Annotated in this window: 19 protein-coding genes; 8 read left to right on the forward strand and 11 right to left on the reverse strand. The window is 56.6% G+C overall.

The window, feature by feature from the left end; translation table 11 throughout:
* Window positions 1-61 precede the first annotated feature (61 nt).
* On the forward strand, window positions 62-1,630 hold the full coding sequence (locus tag GOV91_RS00960; protein WP_171234130.1) for an ABC transporter substrate-binding protein: 1,569 nt from the start codon (window positions 62-64) through the stop codon (window positions 1,628-1,630).
* Between the two features lie 52 nt (window positions 1,631-1,682).
* Here GOV91_RS00960 and GOV91_RS00965 read toward each other — a convergent pair whose 3' ends face one another.
* The 4 genes from GOV91_RS00965 to GOV91_RS00980 form a co-directional block, all read right to left on the reverse strand.
* On the reverse strand, window positions 1,683-2,990 hold the full coding sequence (locus GOV91_RS00965; RefSeq protein ID WP_171234131.1) for an HlyC/CorC family transporter: 1,308 nt from the start codon (window positions 2,988-2,990) through the stop codon (window positions 1,683-1,685).
* Between the two features lie 62 nt (window positions 2,991-3,052).
* Window positions 3,053-4,009 carry a site-specific tyrosine recombinase XerD gene (locus GOV91_RS00970; RefSeq protein WP_171234132.1) on the reverse strand — a complete coding sequence of 319 codons (957 nt, stop codon included), beginning with the start codon at window positions 4,007-4,009 and terminating at the stop codon, window positions 3,053-3,055.
* Between the two features lie 2 nt (window positions 4,010-4,011).
* Window positions 4,012-5,532: a hypothetical protein gene (locus GOV91_RS00975; RefSeq protein WP_171234133.1), complete on the reverse strand. Its 1,521-nt coding sequence runs from the start codon at window positions 5,530-5,532 to the stop codon at window positions 4,012-4,014.
* Window positions 5,522-5,671 carry a hypothetical protein gene (locus tag GOV91_RS00980; RefSeq protein WP_171174444.1) on the reverse strand — a complete coding sequence of 50 codons (150 nt, stop codon included), beginning with the start codon at window positions 5,669-5,671 and terminating at the stop codon, window positions 5,522-5,524. Before GOV91_RS00980 ends, GOV91_RS00975 begins: the two co-directional genes overlap by 11 nt.
* Before the next feature lie 79 nt (window positions 5,672-5,750).
* Between GOV91_RS00980 and GOV91_RS00985 the strand changes: the two genes are divergently transcribed.
* Window positions 5,751-6,338 carry a shikimate kinase gene (locus GOV91_RS00985; RefSeq protein ID WP_171234134.1) on the forward strand — a complete coding sequence of 196 codons (588 nt, stop codon included), beginning with the start codon at window positions 5,751-5,753 and terminating at the stop codon, window positions 6,336-6,338.
* Window positions 6,338-7,450 carry a 3-dehydroquinate synthase gene (gene aroB / locus GOV91_RS00990; protein ID WP_171234135.1) on the forward strand — a complete coding sequence of 371 codons (1,113 nt, stop codon included), beginning with the start codon at window positions 6,338-6,340 and terminating at the stop codon, window positions 7,448-7,450. The genes GOV91_RS00985 and aroB overlap by 1 nt, the downstream gene beginning before the upstream one ends.
* 9 nt (window positions 7,451-7,459) lie before the next feature.
* Here aroB and GOV91_RS00995 read toward each other — a convergent pair whose 3' ends face one another.
* Window positions 7,460-8,530 (reverse strand): site-2 protease family protein, encoded by a 1,071-nt coding sequence (locus tag GOV91_RS00995; protein ID WP_171234136.1) that lies wholly within the window; start codon window positions 8,528-8,530, stop codon window positions 7,460-7,462.
* 18 nt (window positions 8,531-8,548) lie between these two features.
* Complete coding sequence (gene ssb, locus GOV91_RS01000) at window positions 8,549-9,037, reverse strand: single-stranded DNA-binding protein (RefSeq protein WP_171234137.1); 489 nt, start codon at window positions 9,035-9,037, stop codon at window positions 8,549-8,551.
* A 203-nt stretch (window positions 9,038-9,240) separates the two neighbouring features.
* Between ssb and GOV91_RS01005 the strand changes: the two genes are divergently transcribed.
* The 3 genes from GOV91_RS01005 to GOV91_RS01015 all read left to right on the forward strand — a co-directional run bounded on the left by GOV91_RS01005 (window position 9,241) and on the right by GOV91_RS01015 (window position 11,995).
* Complete coding sequence (locus tag GOV91_RS01005) at window positions 9,241-9,819, forward strand: lytic transglycosylase domain-containing protein (protein ID WP_171174435.1); 579 nt, start codon at window positions 9,241-9,243, stop codon at window positions 9,817-9,819.
* 97 nt (window positions 9,820-9,916) lie between these two features.
* Window positions 9,917-10,879 carry a LuxR C-terminal-related transcriptional regulator gene (locus tag GOV91_RS01010; RefSeq protein WP_171234138.1) on the forward strand — a complete coding sequence of 321 codons (963 nt, stop codon included), beginning with the start codon at window positions 9,917-9,919 and terminating at the stop codon, window positions 10,877-10,879.
* A 129-nt stretch (window positions 10,880-11,008) separates the two neighbouring features.
* Window positions 11,009-11,995 (forward strand): MBL fold metallo-hydrolase, encoded by a 987-nt coding sequence (locus GOV91_RS01015; RefSeq protein ID WP_171174424.1) that lies wholly within the window; start codon window positions 11,009-11,011, stop codon window positions 11,993-11,995.
* A gap of 118 nt (window positions 11,996-12,113) precedes the next feature.
* Here GOV91_RS01015 and GOV91_RS01020 read toward each other — a convergent pair whose 3' ends face one another.
* The 5 genes from GOV91_RS01020 to miaA form a co-directional block, all read right to left on the reverse strand.
* The gene (locus tag GOV91_RS01020; RefSeq protein WP_171174422.1) at window positions 12,114-14,201 is read right to left on the reverse strand and encodes an ABC transporter ATP-binding protein; all 2,088 of its coding nucleotides are present in this window, start codon (window positions 14,199-14,201) and stop codon (window positions 12,114-12,116) included.
* A gap of 91 nt (window positions 14,202-14,292) precedes the next feature.
* Window positions 14,293-15,756, reverse strand: coding sequence for an ABC transporter permease (locus GOV91_RS01025; protein WP_171234139.1), 1,464 nt, complete (start codon window positions 15,754-15,756; stop codon window positions 14,293-14,295).
* 13 nt (window positions 15,757-15,769) lie between these two features.
* Window positions 15,770-16,816 carry an ABC transporter permease gene (locus GOV91_RS01030; RefSeq protein ID WP_171174417.1) on the reverse strand — a complete coding sequence of 349 codons (1,047 nt, stop codon included), beginning with the start codon at window positions 16,814-16,816 and terminating at the stop codon, window positions 15,770-15,772.
* Window positions 16,817-16,951: 135 nt separating this feature from the next.
* On the reverse strand, window positions 16,952-18,622 hold the full coding sequence (locus tag GOV91_RS01035; RefSeq protein WP_171174416.1) for an ABC transporter substrate-binding protein: 1,671 nt from the start codon (window positions 18,620-18,622) through the stop codon (window positions 16,952-16,954).
* Between the two features lie 342 nt (window positions 18,623-18,964).
* The gene (gene miaA / locus GOV91_RS01040) at window positions 18,965-19,858 is read right to left on the reverse strand and encodes a tRNA (adenosine(37)-N6)-dimethylallyltransferase MiaA (protein ID WP_171234140.1); all 894 of its coding nucleotides are present in this window, start codon (window positions 19,856-19,858) and stop codon (window positions 18,965-18,967) included.
* Window positions 19,859-19,955: 97 nt separating this feature from the next.
* Here miaA and pyrH point away from each other — a divergent pair, with 97 nt between their 5' ends.
* Together pyrH and GOV91_RS01050 are read left to right on the forward strand one after the other, a co-directional pair.
* Window positions 19,956-20,708 (forward strand): UMP kinase, encoded by a 753-nt coding sequence (pyrH, locus tag GOV91_RS01045; RefSeq protein WP_171174412.1) that lies wholly within the window; start codon window positions 19,956-19,958, stop codon window positions 20,706-20,708.
* Window positions 20,709-20,959: 251 nt separating this feature from the next.
* Complete coding sequence (locus GOV91_RS01050) at window positions 20,960-22,186, forward strand: aminotransferase class V-fold PLP-dependent enzyme (protein WP_171234141.1); 1,227 nt, start codon at window positions 20,960-20,962, stop codon at window positions 22,184-22,186.
* Window positions 22,187-22,228: the final 42 nt, after the last annotated feature.

Genomic DNA, 22,228 nt, shown 5'->3' on the forward strand with positions numbered 1-22,228 from the left:
ACAGAATCAATCTAAAGGCGCTGCGACTGCACCTTCGTGAGACTCTCAGTTAGGAAATGAAATGAGTAAATTCGAACTCAACCCCCAAGCGTTGAGCCGCCGTGAGTTCATGGCGAAATCCGCGGCCCTGGGCCTGAGCGCGGCTGTAGCCAGCACCATTTGGGCTGAATCCGGGCTGGCGGATACGCCCAAGAAAGGGGGGCACTTTGTTCTGGGTATGAAAGGAGGAGAAAGCACCAACACTCTGGACCCGGCCCTGTCGACGTCGCACGTGACTGCGAAGGCTTTGCGCGCCTTTGGCAACACTTTGACGATTGTCACCGTAGATGGCGGCATTGCCCCCAGCATTGCTGAAAGCTGGGAAGCGTCCGGGGATGGCAAGGTTTGGACTTTCCGCATCCGCAAGGGAGTAGAGTTCCACAACGGAAAGACATTGACGCCAGAGGATGTTCAACGGACGTTGGCGCGTCACTCGAACGAGGATGCTCAATCCGGTGCGTTAGGGATCATGCGTGGGATCGAGGATATCCGGGTCGACGGTGACTATGTGGTCGTCACCTTAACCACCCCAAATGCGGACCTGCCGTATCTGATGTCGGATTACCACCTGGTCATGCAACCGGGTGGCGGCATGGACAATCCGGCCGAAGGCATTTCGACCGGGGCATACAAGGTCGTCGCGGACGAACCGGGCGTACGCTATGGGTTCGAAAAATTCGCCAACCACTGGGATGACAGTGTCGGCCATTATGACAGCCACGAGATTCTGGTTCTGAATGATGACACCGCTCGTTCGGCGGCTTTGCAGTCAGGTCAGGTTCACGCGATGAACATCGTCCCACCACGGACCGCGAAACTGTTCGGGCGCGCGCCTGGCATCAACATCAACGCCACATCGGGCCGCGGGCACTACATCTTTGTTATGCATTGCGACACCGCTCCGTTCGACAACAAAGACCTGCGTCTGGCGCTGAAATACGCGATCAATCGTGATCAGATGGTCGAGAATGTGCTGCGCGGTTACGGCTCGGTCGGGAACGATATACCGATCAATGAAGCCTATCCTTTGTTTGATGATACGATGGAACAGCGCGCTTTTGATCTGGCCAAGGCTTCCGAGCACTACAAAGCGTCGGGCCATGATGGCTCGCCTATCGTACTGCATGTCTCGGATGCCGCTTTTGCAGGTGCCATTGACGCCGCGCAACTGTTCCAACTGTCAGCGCAAGAGGCGGGCATCCCGCTGGAGATTCAGCGTGAGCCCGCAGATGGGTACTGGTCCGAAGTGTGGAACAACAAGCCGTTCTGCGCGTCCTATTGGGGTGGTCGCCCGGTGCAGGATCAGATGTGGTCGGTTGGTTATCTTTCCACTGCCGACTGGAACGATACGCGTTTCAAAAACGAACAGTTCGACGCGTTGCTCTTGAAGGCGCGTTCCGAGTTGGACGAGACCAAGCGCAAAGAGCTCTATGGTCAGATGGCCCGGATCGTCTGGGAAGAGGGTGGTCTGATCAACCCGATGTTCAACCAGTTCATCGATGGCTATTCGGATAAGGTGACCGGCTGGGGCGCGCACGCGAATGGCGACCTGATGGACGGCTATGTCGCCAGCCGGACCTGGTTCGCCTGAGGTTGAGACTACGACCGGTGCCCTGACTTGGGGCACCGGTTTTCGCGACGCCTTACAGCGGGCGGACTTTCAAAGCGGTGATACGATTGCCTTCGCGATCGGTCACTTCGAAGCGGAACCCGTGGAACGAAAACACCTGACCCACGACGGGGATCATTTGTGCTTCGTGTATGACCAGCCCAGCAAGTGTGTTGGCCTCTTCATCCGGCAGTGACCAGTCCAGCGCCCGGTTGGCATCACGGATGGTCATTGCGCCTTCGACAAGGTACTGCCCGTCTTCGGTGCGGGTGACAGGCACTTCTTCATCAATGTCGAACTCATCTGCGATTTCGCCTACGATCTCTTCCAGAATGTCTTCCAGCGTGATCAGGCCGCGCAAAGATCCGTATTCGTCGACCACCAGTGCAAAATGGCTGTGCATCCGCAGGAATTCACGCATCTGGTCGTCCAGAGTGGTGGTTTCCGGCACGAAATAGGGGTCATTGGCAACTTTACCGATATCAAAGCGGGCCAGACGGTCAGTGCCGCCTTCGCTGCCACCGGCTTGCGCATACATCGCTCGGAAAAGGTCTTTGGCATGCACAACACCCACAATGTTCTCCGGCTCATCACGGAAGACAGGAAGGCGCGTATGCGGGCTTTCCAGACATTGCTTAAGGATCGCTTCGGGCGCGGCGTCGGCGTCAATCATCTCGATGTTCGAGCGGTGCAACATGATCTCTTCCACCGCGCGGTCACCCAAATCCAGTGCGCCCAGAATACGGTCGCGGTCTTCCTTTTCTACCACGCCTTCGGAATGGCCCAGTTGCAGGGCGCCGGCAATTTCTTCACGAACAGCCAGAATGTTGCTGTCGGGGTCGATCTGCACCCCAAACAGGCGCAAGACACCGCGCACCAGCAATCGCACAGCGGCAACGATGGGCGAAAACACCGTCACAACCACGCTGATGATTGGTGCAACCGCAGATGCAGCTTTTTCAGAATTGGTGATGGCGTAGGTCTTCGGCAGCACTTCGGCAAAGATCAAAACCAGCAATGTCATCACCAGTGTCGCCAAGGCCACGCCGCTTTCACCAAACAGTCGTGTGAAAAGTGCAGTCGCCAGCGACGCCGCCAGAATGTTGACCAGGTTATTGCCCAGTAGAACCGATCCGATCAGACGCTCGTTGTCATCGGTGATCTCGAGCGCCTTTTTTGCCCCGCGTGATCCTTTGTCGGCCTGCGCCCTGAGTTTTCCGCGAGAAGAGGCCGTAAGCGCTGTTTCCGAGCCAGAAAAGAAGCCGGACAAGACGAGCAAAAGGAGGATAGCACCAGAGGTAAACCAGAATGTGCTGTCGATCAGAGAAGGTGAGGGTTCCATTGGTCCTTGAGAGTTAGAGTTCTGCATCCGTTATGGGGATGCCACCCCGCCGGATCAAGGGCTTAGCCTTCGTCTTTCTTGGGGTCTTTGCTCAGCGGGTGATGCTGCAACACCAGTTCCGCCAGACGTTCGTCCAGAACATGGGTGTAAATCTCGGTTGTTGCGACGTCGGCGTGACCCAACAGGGTCTGGATCGAACGCAGATCAGCGCCATTGGCCAGAAGATGCGTGGCAAAGGCATGTCGCAACGTGTGCGGTGTGACCTTTTCGGGTGAAACACCACCGTGCACGGCCAGTTCCTTGACCAGCAGAAAGAACCTGTGTCGCGTCAGATGGCCCGATTTTCCGCGCGAAGGGAACAAAAAGCGCGACCGTTGGCCACCTTTCTCCACGGTCTGCTCTTCGGCGTCGTCGCGCAAGGTCAGCCAAGCGGCCAATGCATCCCGCGCGGGTGGGGACAGGGGCACCATCCGTTCCTTGCCACCTTTGCCCAGCACCAGCAGCATACGCGGATCGCCGCGCGCCGAAGAGACGGGCAGGGACACAAGCTCGGTCACGCGCATGCCGGTCGCATAAAGCAATTCCATCAGACATGTGTTGCGTAAGCGGTCCGCCTGGGTGCGTCCGGTTTGCCGTGCGGCGTCAAGCAGCCGGTCCACTTCGGGCACATCTAGGGTCTTGGGAAGACGTTTCTGCCGCCCCGGACCTTTGATCTGAATGGCGGGGTTCACGTCGCGCCAACCTTCCTCAAAAGCAAACCGATAGAGTTGCTTGATGGCCGACAAGCGCCGTGCACGCGTTGATCGGGACAATCCCTGCGCATCGCAGTCGATCAGGTAGGCTTCGATTTGGTCACGGTCGGCCTGTTCAAACCCGGTGGCTCTGTGCTCCAGCCAAGCGGCAAGATCTTTCAGATCACGCCCATAAGCCAGCAACGTGTTTGTCGCCGCGCCAAGTTCAGCCGCCTGTGCTTGCAGGAAGGTTGAGATCCAAAGCTCGTTAGATGCCGGACCGTTCATGGTCACTGCTCTTGCAGGATCAATAGTGTCAGGGCGGCGCGGCGGGCTGTATCCTCTAACCCCACCTTTCTAAAGGTCGCGATTGCTCCGGTCAGATCCACCAGATTACCGCGCGCGCCATGGGCAAACAGTTGCATTGCTTCCAAAATGGCCTCGCCCAACTGACCGTTGGACAGCAGTGTGTCGATATCACTGGGTACGGGTGCCGACCATTCAAATCCTTGTGCGATGGCATCTGCCTTGGGTGAAGGCGATACGGCCCGGCCAGGATCGCCCTGCGCAAGCGCCGCTAGGAACAAAGTGTCGGTCGAACTGTCCGGTGTCGCAAGGGCTGCACGTTCATACATGTCGGACAACATGAGGATGCGCCAGCGCAGGTTTTCGGTGGCGGGCACCAGCAAAGTTACCTGCGACAAGCGCTCGGCAAAAAGGTCGGCAAAGGGTACTTCAAGTCCCACGCTGCGCATCTGTTGCCAGGCTGTAGGCAGAGTCTTTCCGATGGCGTCGGCATTGCCCGTATTCAGCGCGCTTTCAAATTGTTGGATGGCTGCGACACGATCCCAGACTGCGCCAGAAGCAGCGGGATCACGTTCGGTATACAGGCCCAAGAGCTGATTTGGGGTCAAAGCACCGATCCGCGTCAACCGTTCTGCGGCTTCGATCTGAGCCTTCCAGCCCGCGACGTCCCGCAGATCTGCATTGGCAAAAGCACGCGGCAAAGGGGCGGATGGCAGGCGTTCCCCGATGGCTTCGAACAGCCGGAAACTCAGCGGGTCCGGGTCTTCGGGCTGCGGCAAATAGGCTGCGCCCTCATAAAGCTCGGGGCTTAGAAACCGATCAAGAACAGCAAGGTCTTCGGGCGGCAGAAGTTCCAGTGCGTGCGCGGCCTCGAGTGTCAGCGCCGCAGACGCCCAATCCCCGCGACGTGCTTTGCAGAAAATCTGCGCCGCATAGTTCTGCGACAGATGAGGTTGGGCAATCAGGGCGGTGCAGCTGCGATCTTCGTCCCCGGTCAGCAGAGTTGCGTCAAACCAGCGTTGAAACCGCTCTTGGGTATCCGTCGGTCCTGCCAATTGCACAAGGGATTGTACAGGATCTGCTGCGCCCAACTGCATCAGCCGATCCAGGCGGGCCAAAAGCAGCACTTCTTGCGCATCAGGTCCGGACGGGGCGCGGGATTCTGACAAGAGCAACGTGAACAGCAAGCGCTGCATGGCAGGGTTGTCACGAACAGGTATTTTGGAGATCAATTCAGCCAGGCGAGCGGGTTCACTGCCTTTCCAAAGGTCGATCGGCAGTCCCGTAACGGTGGACGAAACAAGACCCAACGGCCGCGACAGAGCCTCAAGCGACGTCACCTCGATGTCCGGTAATGCGCCGTTTTGGGCGACCGGGGGCTCTAGCAGAACGGTTCCGGGAAGGTTTTCGGGCGGATTCGACAACCAATCGATGGCTGACAAAGGGTCCTGCGCCTGTGCCGATCCTGCCAGAAAGACGGCAAAAAGCGCCTGTTTAGTCGACATCCAGCACGACCGGTTCGCGGATTTCACTTTGGGGTGCTGAGAAATCCGCGCCAAAGAAAGGACCGACATAGGCATAAGCCACCAGCCCAATGAAACCCAGGCAAAGAACATATATCACGAATTTGATCAGACGGCCCATGGCCCCACGCTGCCTCAATTTTTGATTTTGGCCAAGTTATAACTGGCATTTTTCCTAAGATCACGTCATTCACAGAGAAATGAGCGAAATTAAGCATAACACGCACATCGCAGACGCACAGGGCAGGTTTGATCTGCACAAAACCGTGGTTTTGGTCGGGATGATGGGGGCAGGCAAGACTGCTGTGGGCCGCGCTTTGGCGGCGCGCTTGGGCGTTCCGTTTCTGGACAGCGACGCCGAGATCGAATCAGCGGCCAACATGACCATCCCGGAAATTTTCGAACGGGACGGAGAACCGTTTTTTCGGGCAAAGGAAGCGCAGGTTATCGGCCGCTTGCTGGAAGAGAAGAAGGGTGTCCTGTCCACTGGCGGCGGGGCATTTCTGCAACCGGGAAACCGGCGAACGATCAGCCAGCAGGGCGCCTCGGTATGGCTGCGGGCTGACCTGAACGTGTTGTGGAATCGGGTGCGCCACAAGGACACGCGCCCGTTGCTTCGAACCGCAGATCCGTATGCGACGTTAAAGGCCCTCTACGAGGCGCGTGTGCCGGTTTACGCAGAGGCGGATTTGACGGTCGAGTCCGATGGCGAAACCTCGATCGAGAATATGGTGGACAGGGTTGTTTCAGCGTTGCTGGCGCGCCCCGATGTTTTGGAACAGAAGTAATGCATCAAACAGTACATGTGGATCTGGGCGACCGTTCGTATGATGTCGAGATCGGCCCGGATCTTCTGGCGCGGGCAGGAGAGTGGATTTCCCCACTATTGCCGCGCCCCAAAGTGGCCGTCCTGACTGATGAGAACGTGGCTGAGTTGCACTTGGACGCCCTGCGTGCGGGGCTCAACGCCGCCGGTGTCGAGATGACTGCCTTGGCCTTGCCTGCGGGCGAGGCCACAAAAAGCTGGCCACATTTCGAACGCGCGGTTGAATGGCTGCTGGCCGAGAAAGTCGAACGCCGGGATGTGGTTGTGGCTTTGGGTGGTGGGGTCATTGGCGACCTTGCAGGTTTTGCTGCCGCTGTCCTGCGCCGTGGGGTGAGGTTTGTGCAGATCCCTACCTCTCTGTTGGCCCAAGTTGACAGCTCGGTTGGGGGCAAAACCGGGATCAATGCGCCTCAGGGAAAAAACCTGATTGGGGCGTTTCATCAACCTTCACTCGTTTTGGCGGATACATCGGTTCTGGGGACCATGACCCAGAGGGATTTTCTGTCGGGCTATGGCGAGGTCGTGAAATACGGTCTGCTGGGTGACGCGGAATTCTTTGAATGGCTCGAGCAAAACGGCCCAAGCGTGTCTGCCGGAGACATGGCGGCACGCGTGCGGGCTGTCACGCGTTCTGTGCAGATGAAAGCCGATATCGTCGCACGGGATGAAACCGAACAGGGTGATCGTGCTTTGCTGAACTTGGGGCATACGTTCTGCCACGCGCTTGAGGCGGCAACAGGCTATTCCGAGCGGCTGCTGCATGGCGAAGGCGTCGCCATTGGCTGTGCGCTTGCATTTGAACTGTCCTCGCGTCTTGGCCTGTGTTCGCAGGAAGACCCAAGCCGGGTGCGGGCGCATCTGCGAGCTATGGGGATGAAAACCGATCTTGCTGATATTCCTGGAGACCTTCCCAGTGCCGACGCGCTGGTGGAACTGATGGGGCAGGACAAGAAGGTTGTGGATGGGCAGTTGCGCTTCATCCTCGCGCGCGGCCTCGGTCAGGCTTTTGTTACGTCTGATGTTCCGAAAGACGCCGTTCTCTCAGTCCTGTCAGACGCTTTGGCGACGGTGTGAAACAGGGTCCTAGCGGCCCTGAATCACCATGAGTTCACCGATATTCTCACGCGTGATATAGCCCACCATGCGCCCGCCATGGGTGACAACAGCGATGGCCGGAGCGCCTTTGTGAAGATGCTCCAGCACCTCTTCGAGCCCGGTGGTCAGGGCGACTGAGGGAATATCGGCATCCATCACCGAAAGGGCAGAGGTTGATCGGGGCTGATCGCTGGCCAGGGCGGCGAACAGGCGATCCCGGGTTACGAAACCCAGCAGGCCACGATCATCCTCCAGGACAGGAAATTCGTGCTGTGTTGTATGAATGACGGCTTGCGCCGCCGTGCTGAGCGTGTCGCTGGGGGATAAGGCGTGAAACTCGGTGATCATCGCATCCCGGGCCAAGACGCGGCGGGCGGCGGACCGCAATGCAACATCCTGGCTTTCTGCGTTGGCTGCGATGAAAACGAACACCGCAATCAGGACAAGGATGGGGTTTGCGGTGCTAAGACCAAGAAAGCCAAGGCCGATGGCGACGATCTGGCCACCTATTGCGGCCAAACGCGTTGCCTTGACCCTGTCCATGCGCAAGCACAACAGGGCCCTGAACACCCGCCCTCCGTCCATGGGAAAGGCGGGGATCATATTGAAAGCGGCCAACAGCAGGTTGATATAGGCCAACCTGTCCAACAACCCGGTACCGGGCGAGTCGATCTGCGCAAAAGTTTCAAATGGCGTCCCTGCGCCAAGGGCAACAAGTACGATCCAGATGACAATATTCACAGCAGGGCCCGCAAGCGCCACATAGACCTCTTGCATGGGTTTTTCCGGCATGCGTTCCAGCCGAGCCAGTCCACCGATTGGCAGCAGAGTTATGTCAGGGGTTTTGATACCATAGCGCCGGGCCATGAGGGCATGGCCAAATTCATGCGCAACCACACAAGCAAAAAGCGCCAGAACAAAAATAAGGTTGTCTATGGCGGCGGGCAGACCGCCCGCGGAATAGGCTGCAAAGCCGACCCATGCTAAAAGCAAAAGAAAAGTGACATGGACCCTCAGTTCGGACCCGAGCAACCGGCCGAGAGAGAAGGACCATGTCATGTCGTGTCTCCGTTTCGATTAGAACGGAATCTCGTCGTCGTCGATTCCACCTGATGCAGGCGCTGGTGAGCTGGACGGGCCACCGTAAGGGTCGCCGTAACCGCCACCAGCTTGGCCGCCGCTATAACCACCGCCACTTCCGCCGCCACCTTCGCCACGGCTGTCCAGAAGGGTCAGTTCACCTCGATAGGGGCGCAGGACAACTTCGGTGGAATAACGATCCTGACCGGATTGATCCTGCCACTTGCGGGTTTCCAGCTGACCTTCGATGTAGACCTTGCTGCCCTTGCGCAAATATTGCTCGGCAATGCGGGCCAAAGGCTCTGAGAAGATGGCAACCGAATGCCATTCTGTACGTTCGCGACGCTCGCCTGTGTTGCGGTCTTTCCAGTTTTCCGAGGTGGCAATGCGCAGATTGCACACTTTGCCGCCGTTCTGAAACGACCGAACCTCGGGGTCGCGGCCAAGATTACCTACCAGAATGACCTTGTTGACTGAACCCGCCATGTAATTCCTCGTTCTGTTTCGCGTATATGCACCGAATCCGGCGCGGCTTGTTTCGTGAGACCCTATACGGCCTGCATCGTGGTTGAAACACAGTTGATACAACAGTGTTCAACAAGAGTCTTACTTTGATGTTTACCAAGCTTTCATTTTTGTCGGGAATACCTATACTCCGACTGGTTTCTGATCGAGCAGGATTGGCATTGATGCGTTCTTGGGTTGCTGGGTTTACTGTTGTCTGCCTTGTGCTGGCTGTTGCGCCCGTGCAGGCGCAAACGCTGTCCACCAAAAGCCGTAAGGATATTTTTCTGAAGCAATCCAAAGTTTTGGATTCACGCGCGGCCACTCAGTATCGGGATTCTGAGCGTCTCAAACCCAAAACGTCCCGCGCGCAGGTCAGCAAACGCTATACCGGAAAGTACCGGGGTCAGTATCTGGACCTGGCGAAGCAAGCTGCGAGGCTTCACAACATCCCCGAGGACTTGTTCCTGCGCCTTGTACAACAGGAAAGCGGATGGAATCCGCAGGCGAAATCTCACAAAGGCGCGCTGGGACTGGCGCAGCTGATGCCTCAGACCGCCGAGCTTTTGGGTGTAAATCCGCTCGATCCCAAACAAAACCTGGAAGGCGGGGCCAGATATCTGTCCTGGCAGTATCGCAAGTTCAAATCCTGGCCACTGGCTTTGGCTGCTTATAATGCGGGTCCCAAAGCGGTTGAAAAACATGGTGGTATTCCGCCGTATAAAGAAACGCAGAACTATGTGAAGGTCATCTGGGGCGGGTAAGCCCGGATGCTGCGACGCAGAGCGTCCAATTCTTGATTCCGTGCGGCTCGTCCAACTAACCTGAGAGGGTACCGCCCAGTAACTGGTGAGGCCCCTCATGCCTGTTGACCACCCGCAAATTCCCAAAGAAACACTGGCCAACTGGCAGCAACTGGTTGATCTGGTCGCCGAGTTGGCAGATGTGCCCGCGAGCCTGATCATGAAAACCGATGCGCCTGACCATGCGGTTCTTATCACCTCAGATCATCCCGAAAACCCCTATCCGGTCGGATTGACCTTCCAGTTGAATCCCAAACTCTATTGTCAGGGCGTTCTGCAGCGGGACGGAGAGCTGGTGGTCGAGGATGCCACCTGTGACCCGGTCTGGTCGGACAATGACGATCTGGAGCACGGCATGACGTTTTACATCGGTCTGCCGCTGAAATGGCCCGATGGATCCGTGTTCGGAACAATCTGCGTTCTAGATCGCAAACAAAACCGCCGGGCATTGCTGTTCCGCGAAGGGCTGACGCAGTTTGCGCGCATGGTCGAGTCGGATTTGGCCTTGTTGCAAGAGGTTTATCTGCGCCGCGCGTTGGAAGAGAAACTGAATGAAACACTTGCTCAGCTTGAAACGCGGGTCTCGGATCGCACGCGTGAATTACAGGAAGCCAACACGGCGTTGCGCGTATTGCTGTCCAGTCTGGAGGATGATCGAAAGAGCCGTGACATGGAGATTGTCGAACAGGTGCGTAGCCGGGTGCTGCCCTATCTGGATAAGGTTCGAGCGCAGTTGGCAGGTGATGAGGCGCAGAGTGTTTACCTCGACCTGGTTGAGAATAACCTGAACGAGATCACGTCGTCGCTGTCCGACAAATTGACAGATGCGTTTGCGGCGATGACCCCGACCGAGATGGAAATTGCCCAGATGGTGATGTTTGGAAAGACTACCAAGGACATCGCAAAGGCGCTGTCGCGCGAGACTTCGACAATCGACTTTCACCGCAACAACATCCGCCGCAAATTAGGCCTTGATGGGCGCGACCAGAACCTGCGCAGCCATCTTCTCTCAATTTCGTGATGGTGGAATATGGGGATTGCCCCCATATTCCACCCCTAATTTTCCGGTCTGAGCCAACATGCTTTGGCTTGTTACCCTCTGTGATGGGGTGCGGGCAAATCGCACACGTCCAACAGAGAGGTACATTAAATGGATCGCAAAGATCTGAAACCGACCATCCTGAACGGGGACAAGGATCACCTGGCACCTGGGCTTTCACGTCGATCATTTTTTATGGCCGCAGGGGCTGCCGGCGTTGGTGCGACGGCTTCAGTACTGGGCGCAAAACCGGCTGAGGCGCAGTCTCAAGCCTGGTTGCAACCGGGAAACAATAACCACGTCATCGATCTGCAGGGATCGACCGGGCAGGCCAGCACCGGAACGGTAGGGATCGATTATTATGGTCATTGCGCTATCAAAATCACGTCACCCAACGGGGCGACCGTTCTGTTTGACCCGTGGCGCGATGATCCATCAGGGGCGTGGGGTTTGTGGTTCCGCAACGAGTTTCCTCAGATCCCGGTGGATATCACGTTGTCGACCCACGCGCATTTTGACCATGACGCCATCGAACGGCCAAGCTCGACCATGGTGCTGGACCGGATGGTTGGCAAATTTGAGTTCGCCGATCTCAAGATCACTGGTTTTGCAGACAAGCACGCCTGCGTTGCACCCGGGTGGTATGATTGGACCAATGCGCTGGCCGAGTTCGGGGCAGAAGCCTGTCCGCCGAACAATGTGGGTCACATGGATATGGTGGTCTATCTGGTGGAAACCGGTGGAATTCGCACGCTGATCTGGGGCGACAATCGTCACAACCCGCCGCAGGAGTTCTGGGATGCCATTGGACAGGTGGATGTTCTGACATTGCCGGTGGACGGATCGGAACATATTCTCAGCTTTGAGCAAGGCAATGATATCGTTTCTAAACTTAAGCCCAAGGTTATCATTCCCACCCATTACCTGAACGAAGTCACATCCTACACACTGACCACGTTGCAATCGGCTGACGATTGGGTGAAGGGGCAGCAAAGCTACAAAATGCTCGAAAGCGCCAGCTTGCAGCTAGAGGCCGGTGACGTTGCCGGAATGAACCAAGAGTTCATGCATTTCGGCAACAATGTCATGACAGGCTGAGGACAATCGGGGACACCACTCACGCATATTCCTAAGCGCCGCCTGTCTCCCCGCAAAACGTGGCGCTACCAGAAAGGGCCGGTCAATGACCGGCCCTTTCTAAGTCTTATTGGCAAGGTTACTCCGCGGCGACTTTGATCACCGGTTCCATCCGCGCCAGAATGTCTTCGGCCAGATGGCATTTCACCTGATGCCCATCTGCCAAGGTCTGCACCGGCGGAACATGTGACTCGCAACGCCCATCCGGCACTTCGGATTTCCAGCGGCATCGTGTCTGGAACGGGCAGCCCGGCGGCGGGTTCATGGCTGAGGGAATATCACCTTCAAGCACGATATGCTGCTTCTCGACCGAAGTATCGGCGATTGGAACAGCGCTCAAAAGAGCTTCGGTGTAGGGGTGATAGGGCGGGGCAAAAACCTGATCGGTCGTGCCCAATTCGACTACATGACCCAGATACATGACCATGACCCGGTCACTGAGATACCGCACGATGGACAGATCGTGGCTGATGAACAGCAAGGTGGTTTTATGCTCTCGTTGGATTTCCATCAGCAGGTCGGTCACAGCTGCCTGCACCGACACGTCCAGGGCCGAGACAGGCTCGTCCGCAACCACGATACGAGCATCACCCGCAAAGGCGCGCGCAATGCCCACGCGCTGTTTCTGACCACCGGACAACTGGCGCGGCATCCGATCCGCAAATGCACGCGGCAGCTTCACCAGATCCAGAAGCTCCAGCATCCGCTTCTTGCGCTCGGCCTCAGAGTTTCCAACCCCAAAAATCTCGAGCGCTCGAATGATCTGACGCCCGACGGTCATCGAGGGGTTCAAGGTGTCAAACGGGTTCTGGAACACCATCTGAACTTCGCCAACCGTCTTGGCATCCCGTTCTTCGATGGGCACCTGTTCGATATTCCGATTGTCCAACAGGATTTGACCATCCGTGGCCGTTTCCAGCCCCATGAGCACCTTGGCAAAAGTAGATTTGCCGCAACCGGATTCACCCACGATGGCCAGCGTCTCGGATTCATGTGCTTCGAAACTGAGCGTTTCGTTGGCTTTCACAACTTTCGTCTCGCCGCCACCGAACAGAGCGTTTGCCGCAACCTCATAGTATTTCTTGAGGTTGTCCATTTTCAAAACAGTCCGCCCGATTTCGCCTTTCTCTTTCTGTTCGCCTACCGTGATCGGTGCGTTCCAGTCGATCTCTTGGAATTTCAGACAGCGCGTATGGTGCCGGTCATTTCCCGGCACAGCCTCCATCAGAATGTCTTTTGCGTCGCAGCGCCCCTCTTCGAAGTAGTCGCAGCGCGGGCCAAAGTTACACCCCGGAGGCCGCTCATGGGGTAGGGGGAAGTTGCCGGGGATGGCCACCAGCGGACGCGAATTCTTGTCGGCCCCCGGCAGCGGGATCGACCGGAACAACGCCTGTGTATAAGGATGCTGCATCTCGTCGAACACATCCTTGATCGAGCCACGTTCGACCGCTTCGCCCGAATACATCACACACAGCCGGTCGCAGGTTTCCAGAACCAGCCCGAGATTGTGCGAAATGAACAGCATAGAGGTGCCGTATTTCTTGCCCAGATCCTTGACCAGCTCAACAACGGCGGCTTCGACTGTCACGTCCAAAGCTGTTGTTGGCTCATCTAAGATCAGCAGCGCCGGTTTCGACATCAGCGCCATCGCAATCACGATCCGCTGCTGCTGACCACCTGATAGTTGATGCGGGAAAGAATTCAGCATTCGCTCCGGATCAGGCAAGCGCACATCCGTCACCACTTCCAGTGCTCGTGAATATGCTTCCTCCGCACTGACGCCTTCGTGGATCATCGGGACTTCCATCAGCTGTTTGCCGATCTTCATCGCCGGGTTCAGCGATGCCATCGGCTCCTGATAGATCATCGCGATTTCGTTGCCGCGAACATCGCGCAACTCTTCCGCCGACATTTCTGAAAGATCCCTGCCTTTGAACTTGATCGTCCCTCCGACGATCCGACCGTTCTTGCCAAGATCCTGCATGACACCCAACGCCACGGTTGACTTACCGCACCCGGATTCACCGACCAATCCCACAGCCTCGCCGGGCTGCACACTGACTGAGAAATCCATCACGGCGGGAATTTCCCGCAGGCGGGTAAAGAATGAGATAGACAGCTTGTCGATCTCCAGGATCGGGCCGTCATAATCCGCCATTTTGCTCATCTTGTTTACTCCTCACCAAATGCGGGGATCCCCTTCATCTGGCTAAAAATACCTCGGGGGTCCGGGGGCAGAGCCCCCGGCCTCGATCACATCAGTCCTTCAGGCTTTCTTCGCGCAAACCGTCAGCCAGCAGGTTCAGACCAAGAACCAGCGACAACAGTGCAAAAGCCGGCGGAAGGGCAGGGTGCAGGTAGATCGACAGAAGCTTGCGCCCCTCGTTGATCGTCGAACCCCAGTCCGGGCTTTCAGGTGGAAGGCCCAGTCCAAAGAAACCCAAGGTTCCCAGCAGTATGGTTGTGTAACCGATACGCAGACAGAAATCGACGATCAGTGGACCACGAGCGTTGGGCAGGATTTCCCACAGCATGATGTACCACGGTCCTTCGCCACGAGTTTGCGCCGCCGCGACGTAATCACGGGTTTTGATGTCCAGCGCCAGACCCCGCACGATACGGAACACCGTGGGCGAGTTCACAAAGACCACTGAAACGAACACCACCAGAATACCGCCCGGAATGTCGAACAGATCCAGATATGTCGGCAGGCCCCAGATGCGATAGTCATCGGTATTAATCACATACCCACCGGTCGAAATCAGCGATAGGTACAGCCAGACCGTGATCCCCAGCACCGCCACCAGAAGCGGCGTGCGGAATTTCGGACGTGTATAGAACCGAGAGTTCAGCAAAACCGCCAGGAACAGGATCGGGAATACAAACAGCACCGCGGCCATATAGTTCGGTACCCCAGTCGCGACGATCTCGGGCGTTACCAGAAGGTAGAACAGTAGGATCACTGGGAAGGCAAGGATCAGGTTGGCCAAGAACGACAGGAACGTGTCCAGACGACCGCCATAATATCCTGCGGGCAGACCCAGAGTGATGCCGACCATGAAGGCAAACATCGTGGCAAGCGGCGCGATTTGCACCACGATCCACGCGCCCTTTACCATTCGGCTGAAGACGTCGCGGGCCAGATTGTCACCGCCCAGCAGGTACCAGGCATATTGCCCGTCTTCCAGATTTGGCAGAGGCGTGCCAGGTACCTTGTTCTTCATGCCCGAAAGCTGCGTCAGCGGGTCATGCGTCACAATCATGTCCATTGCGCCGAAGATGCCGGTAAACACCCAGAACATCACAAGACCGAAACCGATCATGCCGATGGGGCTGTCATAGAGTTTGCCGTACAATCCAAGACGCCGTTTAAAGGCGATGGACGACGCGAACATGATGATCAGCGCTACCCAAACAGGCAGGAATTGTTGCGACATCGCGCCGATGATCCCTGCATTGGTCCCCATAAAAATGCCCAGCAGCAGATACGCAACCGACAATCCGACGCTGGCGAGAAAGCTGTAGTGAAGCGCCGTTTGGATGAGGCCTCGCAGCCCACCGCTTGAACTGACAGAGCCATCCGAGTTTACGGTGATCTGCTGTTCAGGCAAAAGGATACTCGCGACGATCCAGACTATGATCGAAAGCGCCAGTGCGGCGAGTGCGAGCAACAGGATTGGATTCAGGAAGGCGATAGAGCCGGTCCAGGTAAGTGGTTCCATAATCTATCCCTCCTTAAGAAATGCGAATGCGCGGGTTAAGGTAGACATAGCCGATATCCGAAATCAGCTGAGTCAACAGAACCACAAAGACCGACACGACCGAGATCGCCAGCAGAAGCTGAATGTCGTTGTTGCCCGCCGCCTGAACCAGTGCCCAGCCAAAGCCCTTGTAGTTGAAAAGGGTCTCGACGATCACGACGCCATTCAGCAGCCACGGGAACTGCAGCATGATGACGGTGAAGGGCGCGATCAGCGCGTTGCGCAGAGCGTGTTTCATGACGATGTTGCTGAAGGACACCCCCTTGAGCCGCGCGGTCCGGATGTATTGCGCGGTCATCACCTCGGTCATCGAGGCGCGGGTCATGCGGGCGATATAGCCCATCCCGTAAAGTGAGATGGTCAGTACCGGCAGGAAGAAGTTCTCGAAAGTCGGGTTTTCCATCGCTGATGTCGCTGTTCCCTTGAACCATTTTAGTCCAACGGTCGACGAGGTGAAAATCGCGATGAAGATCACGCCCGACACGTATTCAGGCGTCGCGGTCGTGATGATAGAGAATGTCGACAGCGACCGGTCCAACGCGGATCCTTCGCGCATCCCAGCCAGAACTCCGACTAAAAGTGCAGACGGAACCATCAGGACCAAAACCCAGAACATGAGATAGCCGGTGTTGCCAAGACGGACGCCGACGATCTTTCCGACCTCATCCTTGAAGACAGTGGAATACCCCCAATCCCCTTGCAGGACGCCGCAATAGCGGGGCGTATCTTCTTCGGTCAAACCGGGACGCACACAGGTGCCCTGGAATGTGCCGTCTTCCAGTGTTTTGGTGAAGCCCGGCATCACGCCAAGCCACTGACCATACTTGATCAGCGTTGGCTGAAGGTAGCCACGATTCCCCAGCCATGTTTCGACCTGCTCGTCAGACATCCGCTGGTTGCCTTGCGTTTTGGCAAGCTTTTCAAGGTTCGGGTAGAGGTTGGTCAAAAAGAAGACCACGAAAGTCAGGCAGAGTGCTGTGAGTAGCATCACGCCAAACCGTCGGAGGATAAAAAGTCCCATGTTGGCCCCTGTTGTTCGGGTGTTCCGCAGATCAGTGGACCATTTTCTGGCCTCGGACATCCGACCCCGTGTCGGCAGGTCTGCGGCTGGAAAGGGGCGCCCAATCAGGCGCCCCTTGTGAGAAGCAGGCTGGCGTTAAGCGGCCCAGCCCCACTTGTAGTGATGATGTTCGAACGACACGTGCATGTCAGTACCGACCAGACCATCTTTCATATGGCGATAGAGCGCACGCCAATAGGGCTGGATGGTTACACCTTCTTCCTGGATCAAGGCCTCGCCCTTGGCGACGACTTCGCGGCGCTTGTCCGCATCTGCGATCGCCAGAGCTTCCGTCAGGATTGAGTCGAACTCGGCGTTGGACCAGCCAAATTCATTCCACGCTTCGCCTGTCCGATAGGCCAGTGCCCAGATTTGAACACCAAGCGGACGGTGGTTCCAGTTGGTCGAGCTGTAGGGGTACTTTGCCCAGTCGTTCCAGAAGGTGTTGCCCGGCAGAACGGTCCGCTTGACCTTGATCCCCGCGTCGCGCAGCTGCGCGGCCACGGCGTCGGTTGTGTTCCGGCGCCAGTCGTCGTCGATCGAAATCAGCTCATGTTCGAAATCGGCCATTCCGGCCTCTTCCATAAGGGCGCGTGCACCCTCAGGATCCACTTTCTGCGGTGGCAGTTCGTAATAATCTGGATGAATCGGGCCGACATGGTGGTTTTCGGCAGGCGTGCCGCGGCCACCAAAGCCCAATTCCAGGCAGACCGAATTGTCAACGGCCATTTGCAAAGCCTTACGCACGCGCTTGTCCGCGTAGACTTGCTTGCCATCAATTTCGGCCAGCTGGTTCGGCCGGATAACAATGGTGTTCATCGTGACCACTTCGGACTTCACATAGCCAAGTCCGTCCATCACGTCGATGAACTCGCCAACTGATTCATACAGCATGTCGACTTCGTCGGACTCCAGTGCCGCCAGCCACGCTGACGGGTCGGTTCCATAGTCGGTGTACACGATGCTGTCCAAAGCAGGGCGACCAAAGACCTCTTCTCCCCACCAGGTGTGATCTTCGTTGCGCGTCAGAACCGCTTTCACACCGACTTCCAGCTCACTCATCAGGTAGGGGCCCGTACCGACGTTGTTCAGCAGGTCAGTTTCGCTGAATGAGCTGTGTACGATCGCAGCCGGATAGTCAGCCATACCTGCGATCAGCGAGATATCAGAAGCAGGCAGGTTCAGCTTAACGGTGTTGGCGTCGACAACTTCGATCCCGCCTTCCACGGCCTGACCTGTATCTGCGTCAACCAGCGTAGCAAAACGACCAGCCATCGAGTTGGTTTCCGAACTCTTGTCACACCAACGTGCGATGTTGCGGGCCACGTCATCAGCGGTGAAATCATCGCCATTGTTCCACTTGACGCCCGAACGGACTTTCAGAGTGTAGACCGTTGCGTCTTCGTTGACTTCCCAGCCTTCCAGCAACATGCCGCGGAATGTCCCGTCCGAGTTGTACTCGACCAGATATTCCAGCGTCCCGCGTGAGACGTTCGCGATTTGCGACCAGTCATAAGTGCGCGGATCTTTCAGTGCGCGTACTTCTTGTTGAACGCGAATGGTTCCGCCTTCTTTCTTGGCGTCTTCGCCTTCGGCTTGAGCAGGAGCGGCAAGGCCGATCATGCCATATGCAGCGGCTGCGGTGACGCCCAGACCGGTGGCACGGGTCAGGAACTCACGGCGGCTCAGCTTGCCGTCACGGTATTCCTGTGCGTGCATCTCGGCCGCCCAGTGCACCTTGTCATTGGTGGTTACGTCATTCGTCATAGATGTCTCCCTGTGACATTAGATTTTGTTGATTGATTATGGTTCTACGCGACCCGGTTTTTACCGGTCGCCAGATTGAAGGGTTTTGATTTTTGGTTTCTGTGCATCCCCATGACGGTATTCGGCACCAGAATTCCGCCAACGTCAATGTTCGAATTCGTCATTAAACGTTCAAAAACGACATTCTCGCCAAGTTGAACACGTGGTCTGTCGTCATTAGACGGTAAAGATTCGAGCGCGACCGTTGTTACGGGTCACTTGTGGATTTGAAATAAAATCATTAAAAACAGTGTCCTGACGGCGCTTTCGGAGATCATCTCATCAACGTTGATGTGCTTAGTATCATGGTGAGATTTCGACGTGATTCCATTCTTTCATGCGCGCCCGAAACCAGGTGCGCTGACGCTTAGCGAATTGCCGTGTCGCAATCGTTGCGCGTTCACGCGCCTGATCCAAGGTCATTGACCCGTTCAGGTAGGCTCTGATCTCGGGTACGCCGATGGCTTTGCACGCGGGCAAGCTGGGGTCAAAGCGTCCCTGCATGGCGCGCACTTCCTCGATGGCACCTTGATCCAGCATCTGATCGAATCGACGCTCTATTCGCGCCAAAAGCCAAGCCTTATCAACGTCGAAGACAATTGGCACGGTGTCACTTAGGTTCAAAGCCGGTGGTGGCGTGTCGACCTGCCAAGACAGCAAACTGCGTCCTGTGGCGCGTTGGACTTCCCAGGCGCGTTGCACGCGAGCCCGGTTTTGTGTGTCCAGACCGGATCGCGTGTCGCTGTCTATTCCGTCGATTAACTTTTGCAGCGGTATCTGGTCCGCCTCAGACCGGATCGCTTGGGGCGTGGCCGGGATCTGTGCCATGCCCTCGGTCAACGCGGTAAAGTACAAACCGGTGCCGCCCACGATGATTGGGCGCTTGTCCCCGGTCAGCAAAGGGATCACCTCGCGCAGCCAATGACCTGTTGAATAATCCTGATCATATGCGACATGACCATAAAGGCGATGCGGGGCTCGGGCCTCTTCTTCGGCGGATGGTCGGGCAGAGACAACGCGCCAGCAATCATAAACCTGGCTGGCATCCGCGTTAACGATCATTCCGCCAAACCGTTCGGCAATCTCAAGCGCCAAAGCAGACTTTCCTGACGCCGTCGGGCCCGCAATCAGCACCGGTTTGTCGTCGGGGATGGCGGGTAAATGTCGAAATAATTGCGCTGTTGATTGCTGGGCCATGTGCGGTTGCCTCGATCCTCACCAACCGCATTGAACCTGCGGAGCTTTTGCTTCATTTTGCGGCGGAAATTAACCCCGTGCCAGCCCGGAGCGCAATATGAGCCTTTCCCCTTCGTCAGAAACAGCAGAAACCCCGAAAACCAAGTATAACAGGGTTATGCTGAAAATCTCGGGTGAGGCGTTGATGGGCGATCAGGGATTCGGTCTGCACCCACCAACCGTTCAGCGCATCGCGCAAGAGGTGAAATCGGTTCACGATTTGGGCGTTGAGATCTGCATGGTCATCGGCGGCGGCAATATCTTCCGTGGCCTGAGCGGATCAGCTCAGGGCATGGAACGAACCACGGCAGATTATATGGGCATGTTGGCCACGGTTATGAACGCGCTGGGAATGCAGTCGGCACTGGAAGAAATCGGGGTGTTCACGCGTGTGATCTCGGCCATTCGTATGGATGAGGTGTGCGAGCCGTACATTCGTCGCCGCGCCGTGCGCCACCTTGAGAAAAAGCGGGTCTGTATTTTTGCAGCCGGAACCGGTAACCCTTATTTTACTACTGACACCGCCGCCACCCTGCGTGCCAATGAAATGGCGTGTGAGGCGATCTTTATGGGCAAGAACGGTGTTGATGGCGTATACGACAAAGACCCCAAAGAACATGCTGACGCGGTACGCTATGATACCGTCTCATACGATGATGTGCTGGCTAAGCGACTGCGTGTTATGGATGCCTCGGCGATTGCGCTGGCGCGGGACAACAACCTGCCCCTGATCGTTTTCGGCTTGGATGAGCCCGGTGGTTTCCGTGGCATTTTGGCGGGCGAGGGGACGTACACCAAAGTTCAGGGCTAAATCCCGTTCCAACGCGCGATGTAAACCTCGGGTTCTTTCCGGGGTTTTCTTTTTTTTGCAGCGACTTGACGGTTATGGAAGCGGCTGTCTAAGTACTACTGCTCTTTCTTATCAAAGAGCTGCCGTGTGGTGCGCCTTTCTTCGGCGTAACGACAGGCTGGGCTGGAAGACCTGCCATGATTTCTGAGGTGTCTGGAAACATGAGCGGGCATCTCATTGATCTGACTGCAAAAACTAAGGAGCAAAGAGGCATGAGCTCTCTTGATATCGATTTTGTTCGGGCGCAATTCCCAGCTTTTTCCGAACCCAGCTTGCAAGGTCAGGCTTTTTTTGAAAACGCCGGTGGGTCGTACACGTGTCAACCGGTGATTGACCGACTGACGCGGTTCTACACGCAACGCAAAGTTCAGCCTTATGCGCCTTACGAGGTCAGCCGTTTGGCAGGGGCCGAAATGGATGAAGCACGAGCGCGTATGGCCGCAATCCTGGGGGTCGACACCGATGAGCTAAGTTTCGGCCCTTCGACCACGCAAAATACCTATGTTTTGGCGCAGGCGTTCCGGCAATGGATGAAGCCCGGCGAAGCCATCGTCGTGACCAATCAGGATCATGAGGCAAATTCTGGCCCTTGGCGTAGATTGGCCGATGAGGGGATCGAAATTCGCGAATGGCAGATTGACCCTGAAACCGGTTCGTTAAAGCCCGAAGACCTTGAAAATATGCTGGACGAAAGGGTGCGTCTGGTCTGTTTCCCGCATTGTTCAAACGTTGTAGGTGAGATCAATCCAGTGACGGAAATCACCGCAATTGCTCACGCGGCAGGCGCGTTTGTCTGCGTTGACGGCGTTTCGTACGCCCCGCATGGTTTTCCGAATGTTGGTGACCTTGGGCCAGATATCTACCTGTTTTCGACTTATAAAACCTATGGCCCGCATCAGGGCTGCATGGTCATCCGACGCACAATAGGAGAGTTGCTTCCCAATCAGGCGCATTATTTTAACGGTGACGTTTTGTATAAACGGTTCACCCCGGCCGGTCCGGATCACGCGCAGGTCGCTGCCTGTGCGGGCATGGCGGATTATGTGGAATTGCTGAGTGCGCACCATGGCGGGCCGACCTCTGATGCCGCCGCACAAGGCGCTTTTGTACATGACCTGATGCGCGGTCAGGAAGTGTCCTTGCTGCAGCCGGTGCTGGATGCGGTCAAGGATCGCAACGCAGTGCGTTTGATCGGCACATCTGACGCCACTCGGCGCGCGCCAACAGTTGCGGTGTCGTTAAATCGACCGGCTGAACCTGTTGCCGCAGAGTTGGCGCAACACGGTGTTATGGCAGGTGGCGGAGACTTCTATGCCGTGCGCCCGTTGCAAGCCATGGGGGTTGACCCGGCACAGGGCGTGCTTCGGGTCAGCTTTACGCATTACACATCGCAACAGGAAATTGATCAACTTTTAGAGGCGCTTGAACGCGTTTTGTGATCCATTATCCCTGAGCCTTCGTATACGAAGAAAACAGCAGGG

It is taken from the genome of Ruegeria sp. HKCCA6837, assembly GCF_013034475.1.
Lineage (GTDB): Bacteria > Pseudomonadota > Alphaproteobacteria > Rhodobacterales > Rhodobacteraceae > Ruegeria.

Coding starts and splice junctions, on each gene's coding strand:
- GOV91_RS01015 (WP_171174424.1), top strand. CDS start 11,009: ATGGATCGCAAAGATCTGAAACCGACCATCCTGAACGGGGACAAGGAT.
- GOV91_RS01020 (WP_171174422.1), bottom strand. CDS start 14,201: ATGAGCAAAATGGCGGATTATGACGGCCCGATCCTGGAGATCGACAAG.
- GOV91_RS00975 (WP_171234133.1), bottom strand. CDS start 5,532: ATGTCGACTAAACAGGCGCTTTTTGCCGTCTTTCTGGCAGGATCGGCA.
- ssb (WP_171234137.1), bottom strand. CDS start 9,037: ATGGCGGGTTCAGTCAACAAGGTCATTCTGGTAGGTAATCTTGGCCGC.
- GOV91_RS01010 (WP_171234138.1), top strand. CDS start 9,917: ATGCCTGTTGACCACCCGCAAATTCCCAAAGAAACACTGGCCAACTGG.
- GOV91_RS00970 (WP_171234132.1), bottom strand. CDS start 4,009: ATGAACGGTCCGGCATCTAACGAGCTTTGGATCTCAACCTTCCTGCAA.
- miaA (WP_171234140.1), bottom strand. CDS start 19,858: ATGGCCCAGCAATCAACAGCGCAATTATTTCGACATTTACCCGCCATC.
- GOV91_RS01025 (WP_171234139.1), bottom strand. CDS start 15,756: ATGGAACCACTTACCTGGACCGGCTCTATCGCCTTCCTGAATCCAATC.
- GOV91_RS00960 (WP_171234130.1), top strand. CDS start 62: ATGAGTAAATTCGAACTCAACCCCCAAGCGTTGAGCCGCCGTGAGTTC.
- aroB (WP_171234135.1), top strand. CDS start 6,338: ATGCATCAAACAGTACATGTGGATCTGGGCGACCGTTCGTATGATGTC.
- GOV91_RS00980 (WP_171174444.1), bottom strand. CDS start 5,671: ATGGGCCGTCTGATCAAATTCGTGATATATGTTCTTTGCCTGGGTTTC.
- GOV91_RS00985 (WP_171234134.1), top strand. CDS start 5,751: ATGAGCGAAATTAAGCATAACACGCACATCGCAGACGCACAGGGCAGG.
- GOV91_RS00965 (WP_171234131.1), bottom strand. CDS start 2,990: ATGGAACCCTCACCTTCTCTGATCGACAGCACATTCTGGTTTACCTCT.
- GOV91_RS01030 (WP_171174417.1), bottom strand. CDS start 16,816: ATGGGACTTTTTATCCTCCGACGGTTTGGCGTGATGCTACTCACAGCA.
- pyrH (WP_171174412.1), top strand. CDS start 19,956: ATGAGCCTTTCCCCTTCGTCAGAAACAGCAGAAACCCCGAAAACCAAG.
- GOV91_RS01035 (WP_171174416.1), bottom strand. CDS start 18,622: ATGACGAATGACGTAACCACCAATGACAAGGTGCACTGGGCGGCCGAG.
- GOV91_RS01050 (WP_171234141.1), top strand. CDS start 20,960: ATGAGCTCTCTTGATATCGATTTTGTTCGGGCGCAATTCCCAGCTTTT.
- GOV91_RS00995 (WP_171234136.1), bottom strand. CDS start 8,530: ATGACATGGTCCTTCTCTCTCGGCCGGTTGCTCGGGTCCGAACTGAGG.
- GOV91_RS01005 (WP_171174435.1), top strand. CDS start 9,241: ATGCGTTCTTGGGTTGCTGGGTTTACTGTTGTCTGCCTTGTGCTGGCT.